Origin of the sequence: Paracidovorax citrulli (assembly GCF_900100305.1) — a bacterium.
GTDB classification, from domain to species: Bacteria; Pseudomonadota; Gammaproteobacteria; order Burkholderiales; family Burkholderiaceae_C; genus Paracidovorax; species Paracidovorax citrulli.
The window spans coordinates 1-15,026 of record NZ_FNEY01000010.1; the positions used below are offsets into that span (position 1 = coordinate 1).

General features: G+C 71.2%; 13 protein-coding genes and 1 riboswitch. Of the genes, 7 read left to right on the forward strand and 6 right to left on the reverse strand.

The features are described from left to right. A partial coding sequence (locus BLR99_RS08720; RefSeq protein WP_139160148.1) for a transposase occupies positions 1–281 on the reverse strand: 281 nt, incomplete at its 3' end. A 15-nt stretch (positions 282–296) separates the two neighbouring features. On the opposite strand from BLR99_RS08720, the gene BLR99_RS08725 reads away from it, so the two are divergent. Continuing rightward, positions 297–710, forward strand: coding sequence for a hypothetical protein (locus BLR99_RS08725; protein WP_233423719.1), 414 nt, complete (start codon positions 297–299; stop codon positions 708–710). 14 nt (positions 711–724) lie between these two features. After that, the gene (locus BLR99_RS08730; RefSeq protein ID WP_011796139.1) at positions 725–1,021 is read left to right on the forward strand and encodes a hypothetical protein; all 297 of its coding nucleotides are present in this window, start codon (positions 725–727) and stop codon (positions 1,019–1,021) included. 158 nt (positions 1,022–1,179) lie between these two features. Here the strand turns inward: BLR99_RS08730 and BLR99_RS08735 are convergent, their stop codons facing one another. The 4 genes from BLR99_RS08735 to thiD are packed head-to-tail and all read right to left on the reverse strand — an operon-like array spanning position 1,180 to position 7,735. Then, positions 1,180–2,034, reverse strand: a complete 855-nt coding sequence (locus BLR99_RS08735; protein ID WP_232521745.1) for a class I SAM-dependent methyltransferase — start codon at positions 2,032–2,034, stop codon at positions 1,180–1,182. Between the two features lie 9 nt (positions 2,035–2,043). Further along, positions 2,044–2,841 carry a BMA_0021/BMA_0022 family TOMM bacteriocin gene (locus BLR99_RS08740; RefSeq protein ID WP_011796141.1) on the reverse strand — a complete coding sequence of 266 codons (798 nt, stop codon included), beginning with the start codon at positions 2,839–2,841 and terminating at the stop codon, positions 2,044–2,046. A 27-nt stretch (positions 2,842–2,868) separates the two neighbouring features. Beyond that, positions 2,869–6,804: a TOMM system kinase/cyclase fusion protein gene (locus BLR99_RS08745; protein WP_011796142.1), complete on the reverse strand. Its 3,936-nt coding sequence runs from the start codon at positions 6,802–6,804 to the stop codon at positions 2,869–2,871. Positions 6,805–6,835: 31 nt separating this feature from the next. After that, entirely contained in the window at positions 6,836–7,735 is a 900-nt protein-coding gene (thiD, locus tag BLR99_RS08750) for a bifunctional hydroxymethylpyrimidine kinase/phosphomethylpyrimidine kinase (RefSeq protein WP_011796143.1), read from the reverse strand. 68 nt (positions 7,736–7,803) lie between these two features. Then, a riboswitch (TPP riboswitch) is annotated at positions 7,804–7,903 on the forward strand. Positions 7,904–7,974: 71 nt separating this feature from the next. Here thiD and BLR99_RS08755 point away from each other — a divergent pair. The 4 genes from BLR99_RS08755 to BLR99_RS08770 all read left to right on the forward strand — a co-directional run bounded on the left by BLR99_RS08755 (position 7,975) and on the right by BLR99_RS08770 (position 11,059). Then, entirely contained in the window at positions 7,975–9,093 is a 1,119-nt protein-coding gene (locus BLR99_RS08755) for an FAD-dependent oxidoreductase (RefSeq protein ID WP_011796144.1), read from the forward strand. Further along, positions 9,090–9,287 carry a sulfur carrier protein ThiS gene (thiS, locus tag BLR99_RS08760; RefSeq protein WP_011796145.1) on the forward strand — a complete coding sequence of 66 codons (198 nt, stop codon included), beginning with the start codon at positions 9,090–9,092 and terminating at the stop codon, positions 9,285–9,287. The genes BLR99_RS08755 and thiS overlap by 4 nt, the downstream gene beginning before the upstream one ends. A gap of 61 nt (positions 9,288–9,348) precedes the next feature. Then, complete coding sequence (locus tag BLR99_RS08765) at positions 9,349–10,158, forward strand: thiazole synthase (protein ID WP_011796146.1); 810 nt, start codon at positions 9,349–9,351, stop codon at positions 10,156–10,158. After that, entirely contained in the window at positions 10,151–11,059 is a 909-nt protein-coding gene (locus BLR99_RS08770; RefSeq protein WP_011796147.1) for a thiamine phosphate synthase, read from the forward strand. The genes BLR99_RS08765 and BLR99_RS08770 overlap by 8 nt, the downstream gene beginning before the upstream one ends. 66 nt (positions 11,060–11,125) lie before the next feature. Here BLR99_RS08770 and BLR99_RS08775 read toward each other — a convergent pair whose 3' ends face one another. Next, entirely contained in the window at positions 11,126–13,414 is a 2,289-nt protein-coding gene (locus BLR99_RS08775; protein WP_041827505.1) for a DUF6479 family protein, read from the reverse strand. Positions 13,415–13,487: 73 nt separating this feature from the next. Between BLR99_RS08775 and BLR99_RS08780 the strand changes: the two genes are divergently transcribed. Then, the gene (locus BLR99_RS08780; RefSeq protein ID WP_011796149.1) at positions 13,488–15,008 is read left to right on the forward strand and encodes a 3-hydroxyacyl-CoA dehydrogenase; all 1,521 of its coding nucleotides are present in this window, start codon (positions 13,488–13,490) and stop codon (positions 15,006–15,008) included. Positions 15,009–15,026 lie beyond the last annotated feature (18 nt).

The window sequence follows — 15,026 nt, forward strand, 5'->3', positions numbered from 1 at the left end:
TGCGCCACGCGGATGATCGAGCGCAGGTCCGACACCATCGCCTCGAAGCAGCCCGCTTCCAGCCAGCGTCGGGTTTGCTGGTAGACCGCCTCCCAAGGAGGTAGATCGTTGGGCAGCATCCGCCAAGGCGCGCCTGCGCGCACCAGCCAGCGCAGGGCGTTGAAGACTTCGCGCAGATCGTGCTCGCGCTGGGGCGCGCGCTGGTCCATCAGGCTCAAGTAGGGCGCAGCGAAGCTCCATTCTTCATCGCTGACATCCGTCGGGTAGGGCTTGCGGGGCATCCGCAGACTCTACCTTTGACTTCCACTCCGAGGAGCAAAGTTCATAACACGCTCTACGTTGCGGTTGCCAACGGATTCTCGGCGGTTCGCGGGCACCGGCTCGATGTCATCGACAAGTTTCTCTCGAACCCGACCTTGGGGAGCTATCATCTATTCGGCACTACCGGGAATGGCAGCAAGGCGATGGTTGCCAGCGTCGTCAACGGCGAACTGAGCATTCATGACCCTCAGTTATACGAGGCCATTACAGATCCCCAAGGTGCCCGGGCAGGCGATAGCGGCGATCAGATCATTGACGCTGCGCTGATCGACCGGCTGACCAAAGGTATAGACGACCCAGCGCGAGCCATGGATGCCCGCACCGCATTGGAGCGGTACGCGGGCATGACGTGGTCGGACGCTCTGGCCGCCCATAGTTCACTGACTTGACCCCGAAAAATACCATGACAGGCCTGAAAGGCGCAGATGCGCTCGACTTCCATAAGAAACTCAAGGAACGCAATGCTGCTTTACGCAATGCGGAGTTGAACGCGGCGAAGGAACTGGCCGACAAAAATGGCAAGGAGCCTTTTGATCTCGTGAAACTGGAGAGGCTTTGCGATACCAGTCAAGCAGGCCGCCTTGTTGAAGGGACCGAACGGCAAGCCATGTACGAATACATGTACTACGTCGAGTACAAGAATGTTGGCACGTTGCAGGATTTCGCCCGGGTGGTGACAACGCTCGCGTCCTGGTCTTAAAGCGACCAACACGACCCTTCTGGCATCGTTGCCGCATCTTGTCGTACTACCCGTACTGCCTGCGATGCGGCGCCTAGCCAGAACCGCTTCGCTGGGTCGTGTCAGCCGCTCTCAAGTCAGACACTCCCGACGTTGTCTCCTGGCTCTGTCGGAACGGCTCAAGAGGCAGATTCCAGGCAGGCCACGGCATAGGGCACGTGGCCATGGCGCCCGCGGAATTCGTCCTCGAACCGGCGGTGCGCTTCGGAAAACAGGCCGAAGGGCCGGCATTCCTGCAGCACGCGAAAGCCCGTGCCCCCCTCCACCAGCGCGGCGGCATCGCGGAAGCCGCTGACCACCGGCAACATGGCGGGGCCCGCCTGCCAGGCGGCGATCGGCACGAAATCCGGATGCAGGTAATCCAGCACCACGCGGCAGCCGCAGCCTGCGCGCCGCGCACGCGCCGCGAGCCGCTCGAGCAGATGCCGGATGTCCGCCGGGGGCACATAGGGCGCCACGCCTTCGAGCAGCACGAGGAAGCTCCGGCCTTCCTGCCAGGGCATGGCCTCCAGCCAGGTGTCGTCCTGCAGGGTACCGGGAACCAGCCGGCCCGAGCCCGGGGCCGCGACGGAAGGCAGGAGCAGGCGCCGCAGGGCGATGACTTCCGGCAGGTCGGCATCGATCCATTCGACGCCCGGCAAGGACGGCGCCAGCCGGCCCTGCCGGGTGCAGAGCCCCGCGCCCAGGCTGAGCACGGCGTGGACAGGCCGCTCGGCGCAGGCCTGCAGCACCAGGCGGTCGAAGACCAGGCCGCGCGCCACCACGGCCCGCACCAGCGCGGGGTCGTCCGCCGCGCGGCGCAGGTCCCAGGGGCACTGCGCCAGCAGCGGCGCGGCCCAGGGATCCACCCATGCGGCGTCGGCCTCGCGTGCCAGCGGGGAGGCCCGCGCGCTCAGGGTGAGCGCCAGGGTGGCGGAACTGCCGCGCAGGGCCTCCCAGGTCCCGGCGAGGCCGACCGGCCCTTCAGGTGGCACGGCAGGCACTCAGCAGGTGAACGGATAGGCGCTGCCGGTGTTGTTGTACGACGTGAGCGAGATCGGCCAGAAATCCCGGGCCTCGGGCGCGTTGGGATAGTTCAGCACGATGCGGTTCTTGATCTTGCTGCCGTCCGGATTGAGCTGGTTCCAGCAACCCTTGCCGGCATCCCAGGTCAGCGACTTGTTGGGCGTGAACCGGATGGAGAAGTTGAAGGGGTTGTTGTAGCCCAGCCATTGGCTCAACAGCGGCGCCGCATCGGCACAGCCGGGGTTCAGCAGCTCGTCGCGGAACTCCTTCGACTGCCAGGCGAGCGCGATGGCCCGCAGCACCACGCCGCCGAAGGCCAGCAGGGAGCCGGGGTCCCCGCCCGGGATGCCCAGGCCCGTGGGCAGCGCGCCGCCCACCATGCCCGGCGGCACGTGCTCCTCGTCGCGGGCGTCGGCGGTCGCGCCCATGAGCGTGGGGAACAGCTGGTAATAGCTGGCCAGCGCCTCGGCGGCGCGGTCGGCGGGCGCTTCGGGGAAGACGATCTCGAAGGCATCGTCCAGGCCGATCCAGCCGGCGGTCAGTTCGGGCTTCCACAAGGTCTGGTCGAGCGGGTTGTCGCTGCGAAGGAGCGCCACGTCCAGCCAGGGCCACTGGGTCGTCATGCCGAAGTCCTTGGCGAGCAGGGGCTGGATGTCCTTTTGCCTGAGCAGGGTGTCGCGGTATTCGGGTTCGTACCAGGACTTGGCGATGGCACGCAGATAGGCCAGCCGGAATTCCAGCAAGGGATCGCCGGGCTGCTGCTGAATGGAACTCATTGGAATCCTCCCCTCATCATCATCGGATCAACACACGAATGCCCCGAGCCCGGGGCGCATACCCAGCAAGGACTGCAGCCGCTCTTCGTCGCTGGCAGTGCAGGATGCGGGATCCACATGGCGCAGGCGTGACAGGGCCTGCACTTCTATCCGGTACTTGCCGCCTTCCCGGGCGGTCTGGACGGCCTGGCGCAGGCAGGCGGCGGCCTCTGTGGCGCGCGCGCCGTCCTGCAGCAGGCAGTGGGCCTTCTGCAGCCACAGTTCCGCAGTGTATATGCCCTCGTCCAGTTCGCGCGCGAGTTCGATGCAGTGTTCCAGGCGGCCGGCGGCGTCGGCCCAGCGGCCCTGCCGCGCCAGGATCTCCGCGCAGAAGGCCCGGTAGTAGGTCTGGCAATATTTGCAGCCGATGCCCCAGAGGGCCTCGATCATTCCGTCGGCACCGGCGAGGTCGCCCACCACCCAGCAGCGGATGACCTCGGCATACCCGCGGAAGGCCGGCAGGCCATAGCGCCCGGACAGCTCGATCAGCTCGTCCACCACCTGGCGGGCGCGTTCGACGTCCTGCCGCCCCAGGTAGCCCAGGGCCTGGTAGAGCATGGTGATGCCCATCGAGGGAATGTGCGCGAGGGCCCGGGCGCGTTCCACCGCGCGCACGCCATCGTCGTGCGCCAGCGCGTCGTGGCCGGCGCCCCACCGGACCAGGGACCGCGCGGCCAGCGCCCACGACACGGTGTCGAAGCCCAGTTGCGCGGCATGGTGCCTGGAGGCATCGCCATGGCGCTCGTCGATGGCTTCGGAGAGGTAGCGCTCCGCTTCCTCGAAGCGCCCTTCGGAATAGAACGCGAGCCCGATCCAGGTGCAGGCCGCCACCAGGATGCCCGCGTCCCCCTGCCGGCGCGCCAGCTCTTCGAGCTGCAGGCTCAGGCGCATGACCTCGGCACGGTGGCTCGCCACGTGGTGGTAGGTGAGCATGAGCCAGATGTGCTGCACCCGCAGGTCCACGGAGATGTCGCGCTCCACCAGCCCCCGGGACTGCTCGATGCGCTGCTCCACCTGGGGATGCGCCCAGCCGTACTTGTTCATCAGCGCCTGCAGCACGTAGCCGTCCAGCGCGAGCCGGGGCTCCCAGCGGTCGGCCTCCTCCAGGCGGTCGATCCACTCCTCCACCGTGCGCGAATAGGTGATGGTCTCGTCGTTCAGCGAACGGTGCTGGGTCATGCGCAACTGGGCGAGTCCCGCCGGCACCGCGTTCGCGAAATCCCGCGCCAGCGCATAGTGGTGCGCCAGCAGGCCGGGCTCTTCGTCGCGCACACGGGGGCGCCGCTTCAATATCACCGTGGCGGCCACGCCGTGCATATGCGAGCGCTGCGTCGTCAGCATGCTGTCGTAGGCGGCGTCGCGGATCAGCGCATGCCGAAACAGGTAGTGGCCCGCGGCATCCGCCGGCATGAGCAGCCCCACGTCCACCAGGGACCGCAGGCTGTCCTCCACGTCCTGCATGCCGCAGTCCGGCAGCCACTCGGCATCGAAACGCCGTCCCCAGATCGAGGCCCAGCGCAGCACCTCGCGCGCCGGGCCGAGCTGCATGAAGCGGCTTTCCAGCGAGTCGCGCAGGGTGATCGGAATGCCCTTCAGGTCGGCCTGGTCCTGGAAATCCCACACGCCGTCGCGCTCGACCAGGCAGGTTTCCAGCAGCGTGCGCGCGAGCTCCTGGATGAACAGCGCGACGCCGTCCGTGCGGGCGACGACGTGGTCGATGACCGCCTGCGACACCCGGCGCGGCGCCAGCACGTGCCGCACCATGGACGCGGCCTCGGCCGGCCCCAGCCGGCCCACCTCCAGCCGCTGCAGCGCACCGGCCATGGGCAGGGGCGGCTCCCATTCGGGCCGGGCCGTGAGCAGCAGCATCCAGCGCTGCTCCGCCATGGCGCCCGCGAGCGCCGCCAGCCATTCCAGCGTCGCGGAATCCGCCCAGTGCAGGTCCTCGACGAACAGCAGCACCGGAGCGGAACGCGCCTGCGTCTGCAGCCAGCGCTGCGCGGCTTCCATCAGCAGCGCCTTCTGCAGCGCGGGGGCGATGTCCACCACCTGGTGCCGGCCGACCTGCAGCGACAGCCAGACGCAGAAGATCGGCAGCACGCGCTCCACGTCGCAGCCGGCCGCGGACAGCAGGGCCGACAGGCGCTCGACGACGGCGTCGTCGGGGGCTTCCGGATCGCCGCATTGCGCGCGCACCAGGGCCAGCATGGGCGCGAGGGCGCTGTTTTCCTGCTCGGGCCAGCAGGCGGTGCGCAGCACCAGCCCCTCGCGCCCCTCCACCTGCGACAGGAAGGTTTCGCTCAGGCAGGATTTGCCGATGCCGGCCTCGCCGCGCACCAGCACCGCGCGGCCCCGCCCTGCGACCGCGTCCCGCCAGCGGCGGCGCAGCGCCAGCAGCTCGCGCCACCGGCCCACGGCCTCGCGCAGCGGTTGCCGCGCTGCCTCTTCGGGCAGCATGCCGAAGGCAGGTATTTCCGAGGTGGCGCCCGGCAGGCGCACGCCGCCCTGCGGCACGAAGCGGGCATGGTGGCGCAGGCGCTGGCGCGCCGCCTCGCTCACGACCACCTGGCCGTCGGACGCCGCGGCTTCCATCCGCATCGCGATGTCCAGCGCGCGGCACGGCACGACCGAACCGCTCTCGATCAGGACGGAGCCCGTGTGCAGGCCGATGCGGACCTGCCAGCGCACCTCCGGGCCCGCATCCTCTGCCGAACGCACCAGCTCGCGGGAGATCCGGGCGGCCAGGCGGGCATCGGCTTCGGCGTGGGAGGAGTAGCCGAGCGTGACCAGGAAATGCGTGCCCAGGGTACCGCCCAGCGTGCCGCCGCGCTGCACGGCGACGTCGATGAGGCGGCGCAGCACGCTGCGCTGGGCCATCTCCTGCCGCTCCGCGACCTCCTCGTCCGCCGGCTCGGGCGGCTGCGAGAAATAGACGCCGCAGTACAGCAGCGTGAGCTGCCGCTTCTCTTCGTGCGGCGTGCCGAAGGCCACGGTGGGCGCGATGGCGCTCGGGCCGGCGCCCGGGCGCGTCCGCAGGATGCCTACCAGGTCGTCCAGGCGCACGGCGGCCGAGCGCTCCCAGAGCTGGCGCGCCGAGGCGGCCCGGTCCTGGCAGCGCTTGCGCAGGGCGCTGCGCAGCACCTCGGCCAGCGGATGGCCCTGGATCGCCTGGGGCAGGCTGAATTCCTGGGGCGACAACTGCCGCTGGTAGATCTCGGCGGTGGATTCGCCCGTGACCACCTTGCCGGTGAGGCACTCCAGGAAGATCAGGCCCCAGGCATAGAGGTCGGCCTGGGGGGTCACGGCTTCGCCGCGCAACTGCTCCGGCGAGCTGTAGGCGGGCGTGCCGACGTATTCCCCCTCGCGCGTGAGCTGGGTTGCCAGCGCATCGCCGAAGCCGGGCAGCAGCGTGCTGATGCCGAAATCCAGCACCTTGGCATGCGAGGTCAGCCCCGAGGCGCTGACCATGATGTTCTCGGGCTTGAGGTCGCGGTGCGTGATGCCCGCGTCGTGCGCGCAGGCCATGGCGTCCAGCACCTGGAGCATGAGGCGGCCGGTTTCGGCCGCGGGCAGCGCGCCCTGGTTCTGCAGCACCTGCCGCAACGTCAGGCCCGGGACGAACTCGAACACCGCGAAGACGAACGGGCCGCACACGCCCTCGTCGAGCAGTTGCACGATGTGCGGATGGTGGAGCCGGGCGCAGGCCGCGATCTCGCGCCGGAACCGCTTGAAAAGGCGCTCGTCCTCGTCGATGCGGACGAACTTCAGCACCACCTTCTGGCCGGTCTGGCGGTGGGCCGCGGAAAACACGATGCCGTAGGAGCCCGTGCCGATCACGTCCTGCAGTACGTAGCGCTGCACGAGCGCGTCCTGCGTGGAGAAGGCGTCCCGGATGTGCCCCGGGTCCGGAGCGCGGAGACTCATGCGGCTTCCCCCTGGCGCGGCGGGCGGCCGCTCACAGGGATCCCCCGGTCGCGGCCGGGTCGCGGTGGATGCGCTGCGCCACGGGCGCATGCCCATGGTCGAGCGGACCTGCGCCGCGGCCCGTGCGCACCGGTGCCCCGGCGGCGATCGCCGCCTGGACGTAGGCATGCGCGGCGGCCACCGCTTCGCGCAGTCCGCTGCCCAGGGCCAGGTGGGCGGCGATCGCGGACGACAGCGTGCAGCCCGTGCCATGGCCGTTGCGCGTCGGGATGCGCGCGGACCGCAGGCGCAGGTGCTGCGCCACGCCCCGCACGGCCAGGACATCCACCAGCGCGTCGCCCGGCAGGTGGCCGCCCTTGAGCAGCACGGCCTGGGCGCCGAGGCCCAGCAGCTCCCGCGCCGCGGCGTCCATGGCGCTCTCGTCCTGGATGGCGCGGCCCAGCAGCATGCCCGCCTCGTCGAGGTTCGGCGTCACCACCGCAGCCAGCGGAAACAGCGCCTTCACCAGCACGCGCACGGTGTCCGGCGCGATGAGGCGATCGCCGCTGGTGGCCACCATGACGGGGTCGAGCACCACGTGGGGCAGCGCGTGCCGGCGGATCGCGTCGGCCACCACCTCGGCGACCTCCGGAGCATGCAGCATGCCGATCTTGACGGCATCCACGCCGATGTCTTCCACCACCGCGTCGATCTGGTCGCCCAGGATGGCGGCGGGCACTCCGTGGATGGAGCGTACGCCCTGCGTGTTCTGGGCGGTGATGGCCGTGATGGCGGTCATTCCGTAGCAGCCCAGGGCGGCGAAGGTCTTCAGGTCGGCCTGGATGCCCGCCCCGCCTCCGCTGTCGGACCCGGCGATGGACAGGACGCGCACGTATCGGGGTCCTTCCACGGCGCATGCAGCCGGCCGTGGTTCGAGAGGCTTGGAATTCATGGCAAAAATTATGGCGCATGCGCGATATCAAATACGCCTTCCGCAGCGCTGTGCTGTAATTCAGGGAACGGACGAAACAGGGGTGCCGCGCCCGCCGGGCGCGGCTGAGAAAGACCCTCGGCACCCGATCCAGGTCATGCTGGCGTGGGGAGTTTCGACGGTGGACCGCCGCCTGTTCTCCGTGCCGCGCCTTCGCGCGCAAGCGCCCGACCGACGAGAACCGCATCCACCGCCCGCCCATGACCGCCCTGCTGTCCCCGCATTCCTCCATCGCCATCCTGGGCGCCGGCCTCATGGGCCGGCTGCTGGCCGCCGAGCTGGCGCGGCAGGGGCACGCCGTGGAGGTGTACGAGGCCCAGGGCCCCGACGCCCAGGGCGCGGCCGCCCGCATCGCCGCCGCCATGCTCGCGCCGCTGGCGGAATCCGCCATCACCGAAGCCGGCGTGGTCCGCATGGGGCACCATGCCCTGTCGCGCTGGCCCCAGCTGCTGGCCGGCCTCGAGTGGCCCGTGTTCTTCCAGCAGGAGGGCACCCTCATCCTCTGGCACCGCCAGGATGCCGCCGAGGCCGCGCGGCTGCGCGGCGTGCTGGAGCGCACGGCCCGCACCGTTCCCGAACTGCCGGCCCTCCAGGTGCTGGACGGCAGGGAACTGCAGGAGGCCGAGCCCGCCCTCCAGGGACAGCGCTTCCACCAGGGCCTGTACCTGCCCGGAGAGGGCCAGCTCGACAATCGCCAGTTGCTCGCGGCGCTGGAGCACGCCATGCGCGCACGCGGCGTCCGGGTGCACTGGCACCACCCGCGCACGCCGGAAGATTTCACGCCGGGCATGCCCGGCCAGCCCGACTGGGTGCTGGACTGCCGGGGCCTGGGCGCCCTGGCCCAGTGGTCCGAACTGCGCGGGGTGCGCGGCGAGGTGGTCCGCCTGCACGCGCCCGGCGTGGCGCTGCGCCGGCCCACCCGGCTGGTGCATCCGCGCTACCCCATCTACATCGCCCCCAAGCAGGACCACGTCTTCGTGATCGGCGCCACCGAGATCGAATCGGACGACCTCTCGCCCGCGAGCGTGCGCTCCACCCTGGAACTGTTGAGCGCGGCCTATGCCGTGCATCCCGGATTCGCCGAGGCCCGCATCCTCGAGATCGCCACCCAGTGCCGTCCCACCCTGCCCGACAACCTGCCCGCGGTGCGGCGCACCGCGCCGCGCGTTCTGCAGGTGAACGGCCTGTACCGGCACGGCTTCATGATTTCCCCGGCCATCCTGGACGTGGTGATGGAATGCCTGAACGAAGGACAATCACCCCTCGCCTCCCGCTTCGACCTGGCGCTGGACCTCGAGTCCGCCGCCGCACTGCCATGAACGTCGTCATCAACCAGAAAGCCACCGAGCTGCCCGAGGGCGCCACCGTGGCCCATGCCATCGCGGCGATCGCCGCCCGCCCGCCCTTCGCGGTGGCCGTCAACACCGTGTTCGTCCCCCAGGCCCGCCATGCCCAGCATGCGCTGCAGTCCGGCGACCGGGTCGAGATCATCGCGCCGGTGACGGGCGGCTGACGCCCCTGCCCGGCAGCCTGCCGACGCAGGCCGCCCAGCCCTTCCCTTTCCGACATCCGCCATGCCCGACACCGCATCCGATGACGCCCTGGTCCTCTACGGCCAGCGCTTCGCCAGCCGGCTCCTGCTGGGAACCGCCCGCTATCCCTCGCCCAGCGTGCTGGAGGCCGCCGTGCGGCGCGCCCGCCCGGCCATGGTGACCGCCTCGCTGCGGCGCCAGGGCAGCAACCCCGCGGAAGCCGGCAGCGGCTTCTGGGAACTGCTGCGCCGGCTGGACGTGCCGGTGCTGCCGAACACCGCCGGCTGCCACAGCATCCAGGAAGCCGTCACCACCGCCCAGATGGCCCGCGAGGTCTTCGGCACGCCCTGGATCAAGCTGGAGCTGATCGGCGACGACTACACGCTGCAGCCCGACACGCTGAACCTCGTGGAGGCCGCCTCCCAGCTGGTACGCGACGGCTTCCACGTGCTGCCCTACTGCACCGAAGACCTCGTGCTCTGCCAGCGCCTGGTGGACGTGGGCTGCCAGGCCGTCATGCCCTGGGCCGCGCCCATCGGCACCGGCCGTGGCCCCGTCAATCCGTACGCGCTGCGCACGCTGCGCGAGCGGCTGGACGTACCCCTGCTCGTGGATGCGGGCCTGGGCCTGCCCTCGCATGCCTGCCAGGTCATGGAATGGGGCTACGACGGGGTGCTGCTCAACACGGCCGTGGCCCTGGCGCAGGACCCGGTGGCCATGGCCGGCGCCTTCGCCGACGCGGTGCAGGCCGGACGCACCGCCCGGCAGGCCGGCGCCATGTCCGCGCAGGACGCCGCCCAGCCGAGCACGCCCGTGCTCGGCACCCCTTTCTGGCACCACGACCATGGCTGAAGATTCCACCCTCCAGGCGATGGCCGAGGCCATCGTGCAGGCCCACGCGGCGGCCTTCGCCGGCTTTCCCGCCCAGCCCGCGCCGGCCCCTGCGCACGGTGGAGCGGCCTATGGCGCCGCCCTGCGCGCCTGCAGCCAGCTCGGCTTCATCGCCGTGGACGCCGACTGCCTCGCGCGCGCCTGGCAGGCCCGGACGGACCGCACGGGCCATTTCGACGCATCGCATTGGCCCGACGAGCCCGTGGACTTCGGCCTGCAGCCCCGGCCCCACGCCCGCCCCTTCGCGACCTGCCCGGACAGGCTCGGCCTGTACGCCGTGCTGCCCGATGCCCACTGGGTGGGCCGCATGGCCCGGGCCGGCGTGCCGACGGTGCAGCTGCGCTTCAAGTCGGAAGACGGCGCGGCCGTCGAGCGCGAAGTGCGGGCCGCAGTAGAGGCGGTGCGGGGCACCTCCGCCCTGCTCTTCATCAACGACCACTGGCAGGCCGCCATCGGGGCCGGTGCCTATGGCGTCCACCTGGGGCAGGAAGACCTCGATGCCCTGCCCCCCGGCTCGCTGGAGACGCTGCGCGCCTCCGGATTGCGGCTCGGGGTGAGCACGCACGGGTACGCCGAGATGGTGCGCGCCGACGCGGCGGCTCCCAGCTACGTGGCCATGGGCGCGGTCTTCCCCACCACGCTCAAGAAGATGGCGACCGTGCCCCAGGGGCTGGCCCGCCTCGCGGGCTATGCGCGGCTCATGCGCGGCTACCCGCAGGTGGCGATCGGCGGGATCGGCGCGGAACAGTTCGCCGATGTGCTCGCGACCGGCGTCGGGTCCATCGCCGTGGTGCGCGCGCTGGTGAACGCCCCCGATCCGGAAGCCGCGGCGCGCGACCTCATGCAGCGCATGGGGCGGTAGCCCTCGTCCGCCGGCCGGCGGACCCCGGGCATGCCCGCCGAGGCCCGCGCCGCCGCCGGCACCGCATCAGCCCTTGGGCGTGCGGTTCTTGCGATCGAACTCGTCCAGTTCCAGGCGCAGTTCCATCTTCTCGTCCATCCCGAAACCCACCGACTGGCCGGGCGCGGGCGGCGGCGTCACCGGCACCGGCGGCAGGTCGCTGAGCGTGAGGTGGGGCGGCTCGGACAGGTCGATGTCGAGCATCGCGTCCGGATCTTCGTGCAGGGGAGACGGCGCGGTGGACGGGGCCCGCGGCAGCGGCGCGGGCAGCGATTCCCAGGTCAGGCCGGCCGAAAGCGTGTCGAACGAACGCAGCTCCTCCTCGGGCTCGGCGCTGGCGGCCCGGACCGGCGCAGCGGCAGCCTGCACTTCGTCGGCGGGGATCTCGTTCGGCGTGGTGCGCGGTCGCGGAGGCGCCGGGCCGCGGGCGCTGGCCGGCGTCGTCTGGGCGATGGCCAGCAGCAGCAGCAGGTCGTCGAAAGCCGCCAGGTCGAACTGCGCGGCCTTGGGCGCGTCGGCCTGCCGGAACAGGAATCCCTCGATCACCCCGAGCACGGCCGGCGAAGACCATTCGGCCTCGATCGCCGCCAGGGCGTCGGGAAAGCCCTGCAGGGTCTTGCCGCTGCGGTGGAAATTGCCGAACTCGGGAACCGAGACGTTGAACTGCGCGCAGAACTGCTCGCGCAGCTGGTGGAAGCCTTCCACGCGGCCGAGGGTGTGGTAGAGACGCAGCAGCTCCAGGTAGGCGAATGCCGAGGTATCTCCATGGGCGGCGATGTGCTGCCGGAGCACGGCGATGGCCTGGTCGTGCTCGCCCACCGACACGAAGAATTCCGCCTGCTGCTGGATGTCGAACAGGTCTTCGGGCTGCGGGCCCGCCATGCGGGGCACCGCGGCGGGCGCGGGCGCCGCCATCGGCGCCGGTGCCATGAAGGGCGCAGGGGCCGGCGCAGCCGGCGCGGGCGCAGGCGCACGCCCGGGAACCAGCGGCGCGTTGCGCGTCATCACCGGCCCCTCGACCAGCACCGCGCCGGAAAGAGAGTCCGCGAACGCGGGAAGGTGGAAGCTGTCCCGCGCGGCCGGGGCGGCAGCCGGCAGGGGCGCCGGAGGTTCGGCCGGCACCGGAGGCACCCTGGCCGCGGAAGCCGACGCCCGGCTGGGCATCACGGGCTGGCGCTTCGGACGCTCTGCGGGCGCCTCGGCCTGCGGCCGGGTCGCCTGCGCGGAGCTTTCCGGCGCCAGCGGCTCGCCGCCGGGCTCCCGGGGCTGGCTGCTGGCAGCGACGGCTTCGGTCCAGGCGGAGGCCGCCGCCCTGCGGGCGCGGCCCCACAGCCAGGCAGCCAGCAAGGCCAGCGCCACCACCAGGCCCACCAGCGCATAGACCACCACGGAGGGGAAGCGATCGGACTCGGCATCGTCCAGGCGTTGCCGCAGATCGGCTGCCGCAGCGCGCTCGGATGCGGCGCGCGCACGCTCGGTCGCCACGGCACCCTCGAGCTGCGCGGCCTGGCCGGCCGCGCGCTGCACGTCCTCCACAGGGGTGTTGAGCGCCTTCCACAGGGCCGCGGCCCGCGCGCGCTGCTCGGGAGAAGCGGTCCCCCCGGTGTCGGCCAGTTCGGGCGACTGGCGCAGCGGCAACGGTCCGTCCAGCCAGACGTCCAGCGGCTCCATCACCAGCCGGGCGCGTTCGGCCGCGGGCGACGCGGCGGCCGTGGGTGCCGGCTTCGGAGCGCGGCTCGGCGGCCGGGGTGCGGAAGGCGCCGCAGCGGCAGCCTGGCGGCCGGCCCGCGGCGCCGGGGAGGGCGCGGCGCCGGAAGCGGCTGCCCGCGGGCCCCGGCCGCCCATGCCCTGGGCGGCACCGGCAGATGCCCCCGCCGCCGAAGCCCCCGCTCCGGCCAGCCGGCCGATGTCCACCGGTCCGGACGGTGACGCCGCAGCCACCGCTTCGGGCAACTGCGCGAGGAAGGTGTAGCGGCGGGTCACCCCGCCACTGCAGCCGGCGGAGACCGTCGCGGTGACGACCGGCTCGTCCGCCGTGATGTATGCGCGCACGCGCACGGCCGGGCTGCGCCCGCCGGCCGCAGGAACCGGAGTGACCTGCACCTTGGAGTCCGGCACGGCCGTATCCCCGGACATCAGGCGCACGCGCACGCAGGAAGCCTCGATGTCGCTGCCCGAATCGGGTTGCACGTCGAACACGAGGTCCACCGGCGCGCCCAGCACCACCGTGCCATGGCTGGCGCCCAGCGACAGCGCCGACGCCCCCGTGGCCAGGGCGGAAAGGCTCGCTCCGAGTATCGCGTTACTTAACTTCACAATAGTTACATTCTTATTCGGTTCATTCTTGCACATAAAGCCGCCTGCTCCCTCACCGCCATAATCGCGCTCCATGACCAACCCCTTCCCTATCGTAGGCATCATAGGCACGGGCGCCATGGGCCAGGGCATCGCCCAGGTGGCGGCGCAGGCCGGCAGCCAGGTGCTGCTGCTCGACAACCGGCCAGGCGCCGCCGAGGCCGCGCAAGGCAACATCCGGCAGCAGTGGGAACGCCTCGCCGCCAAGGGCCGCATCTCCGGCGACGAGGCCACGGCCCTGGCCGGCCGGCTGGCTCCGGCCGCTGCGCTGCAGGATCTCGCCGGGTGCCACCTCATCATAGAAGCGATCGTGGAGCGCCTGGACGCCAAACAGGCGCTTTTTCGCGAACTCGAAGACATCGTCGCGCAGGCGACGGTGCTTGCCACCAACACTTCCTCGCTGTCCGTGACAGCCATCGGCGCGGCGCTGCGGCATCCGGAACGCCTCGCGGGCTTCCACTTCTTCAATCCCGTCCCGCTCATGAAGGTGGTCGAGGTGATCGCCGGACTGAAGACCGACACGGCCGTGTGCGACCGCCTCGCCGGCCTCGCGCGCGCCATGGGCCACACCCCGGTACGCGCGCAGGACACGCCCGGATTCATCGTCAACCACGCCGGGCGCGGATTCGGTACCGAAGCGCTGCGCATCGTCAGCGAGGGCGTGGCCGATTTCGCCACGGTGGACCGCATCCTGCGCGACCAGGTCGGATTCCGGCTGGGCCCGTTCGAGCTGATGGACCTGACCGCGCTCGACGTGTCGCAGCCGGTCATGGAGTCCGTTTATCGACAGTATTACGAAGAGCCGCGGTATCGCCCCAGCGCCCTGGCCGCGCAGCGTCTGGCCGCCGGCCTGCTCGGCCGCAAGACCGGCGAAGGCTTCTACCGCTACGTGGACGGGCAGGCGCAGGTGCCGGCCGAGCCGCCCGCGCCCACGGTCGCGGAAATCCCTCCGGTGTGGGTGTCGTCGCGCGCCGCGCGGCGCGCCGAGGTGTTCCAGCTGCTCAAGGACCTGGGCGCCCGGATCGAGACCGGCACGTCCCCGTCGCCGCAGGCGATCTCCCTCGTGGCGCCCCTGGGCTTCGACGTCACCACCGTGGCCGTGGTCGAACGGCTGGACCCGGCCCGCACCATCGGCATCGACATGCTGGTGGAGGACGCCGCCACCCGCCGCCGCGTGCTGGCCACCAACCCGGCCACGCGCATCGACATCCGCGACGCCGCGCACGCCCTCTTCGCGCGCGACGGCAAGGCCGTGAGCGTGATCCGCGACAGCGGCGGCTTCGTGACGCAGCGCGTGGTGGCAACCATCGTGAACATCGCCAGCGACATCTGCCAGCAGGGCATCTGCAGCCCGGCCGACCTGGAATCCGCCGTCACGCTGGGCCTGGGCTATCCCCTGGGCCCGCTGGCCATGGGCAACCGCTGGGGGCCGGCGAACATGCTGGAGGTGCTGTTCAACCTGCAGACGGTGTACGGCGATCCGCGCTACCGCCCCAGCCCCTGGCTGCGACGCCGCGGCGCGATCGGACTGAGCCTGCTCCACGAGGAGGCCTGACGGCCGCCCCTCCCTCCC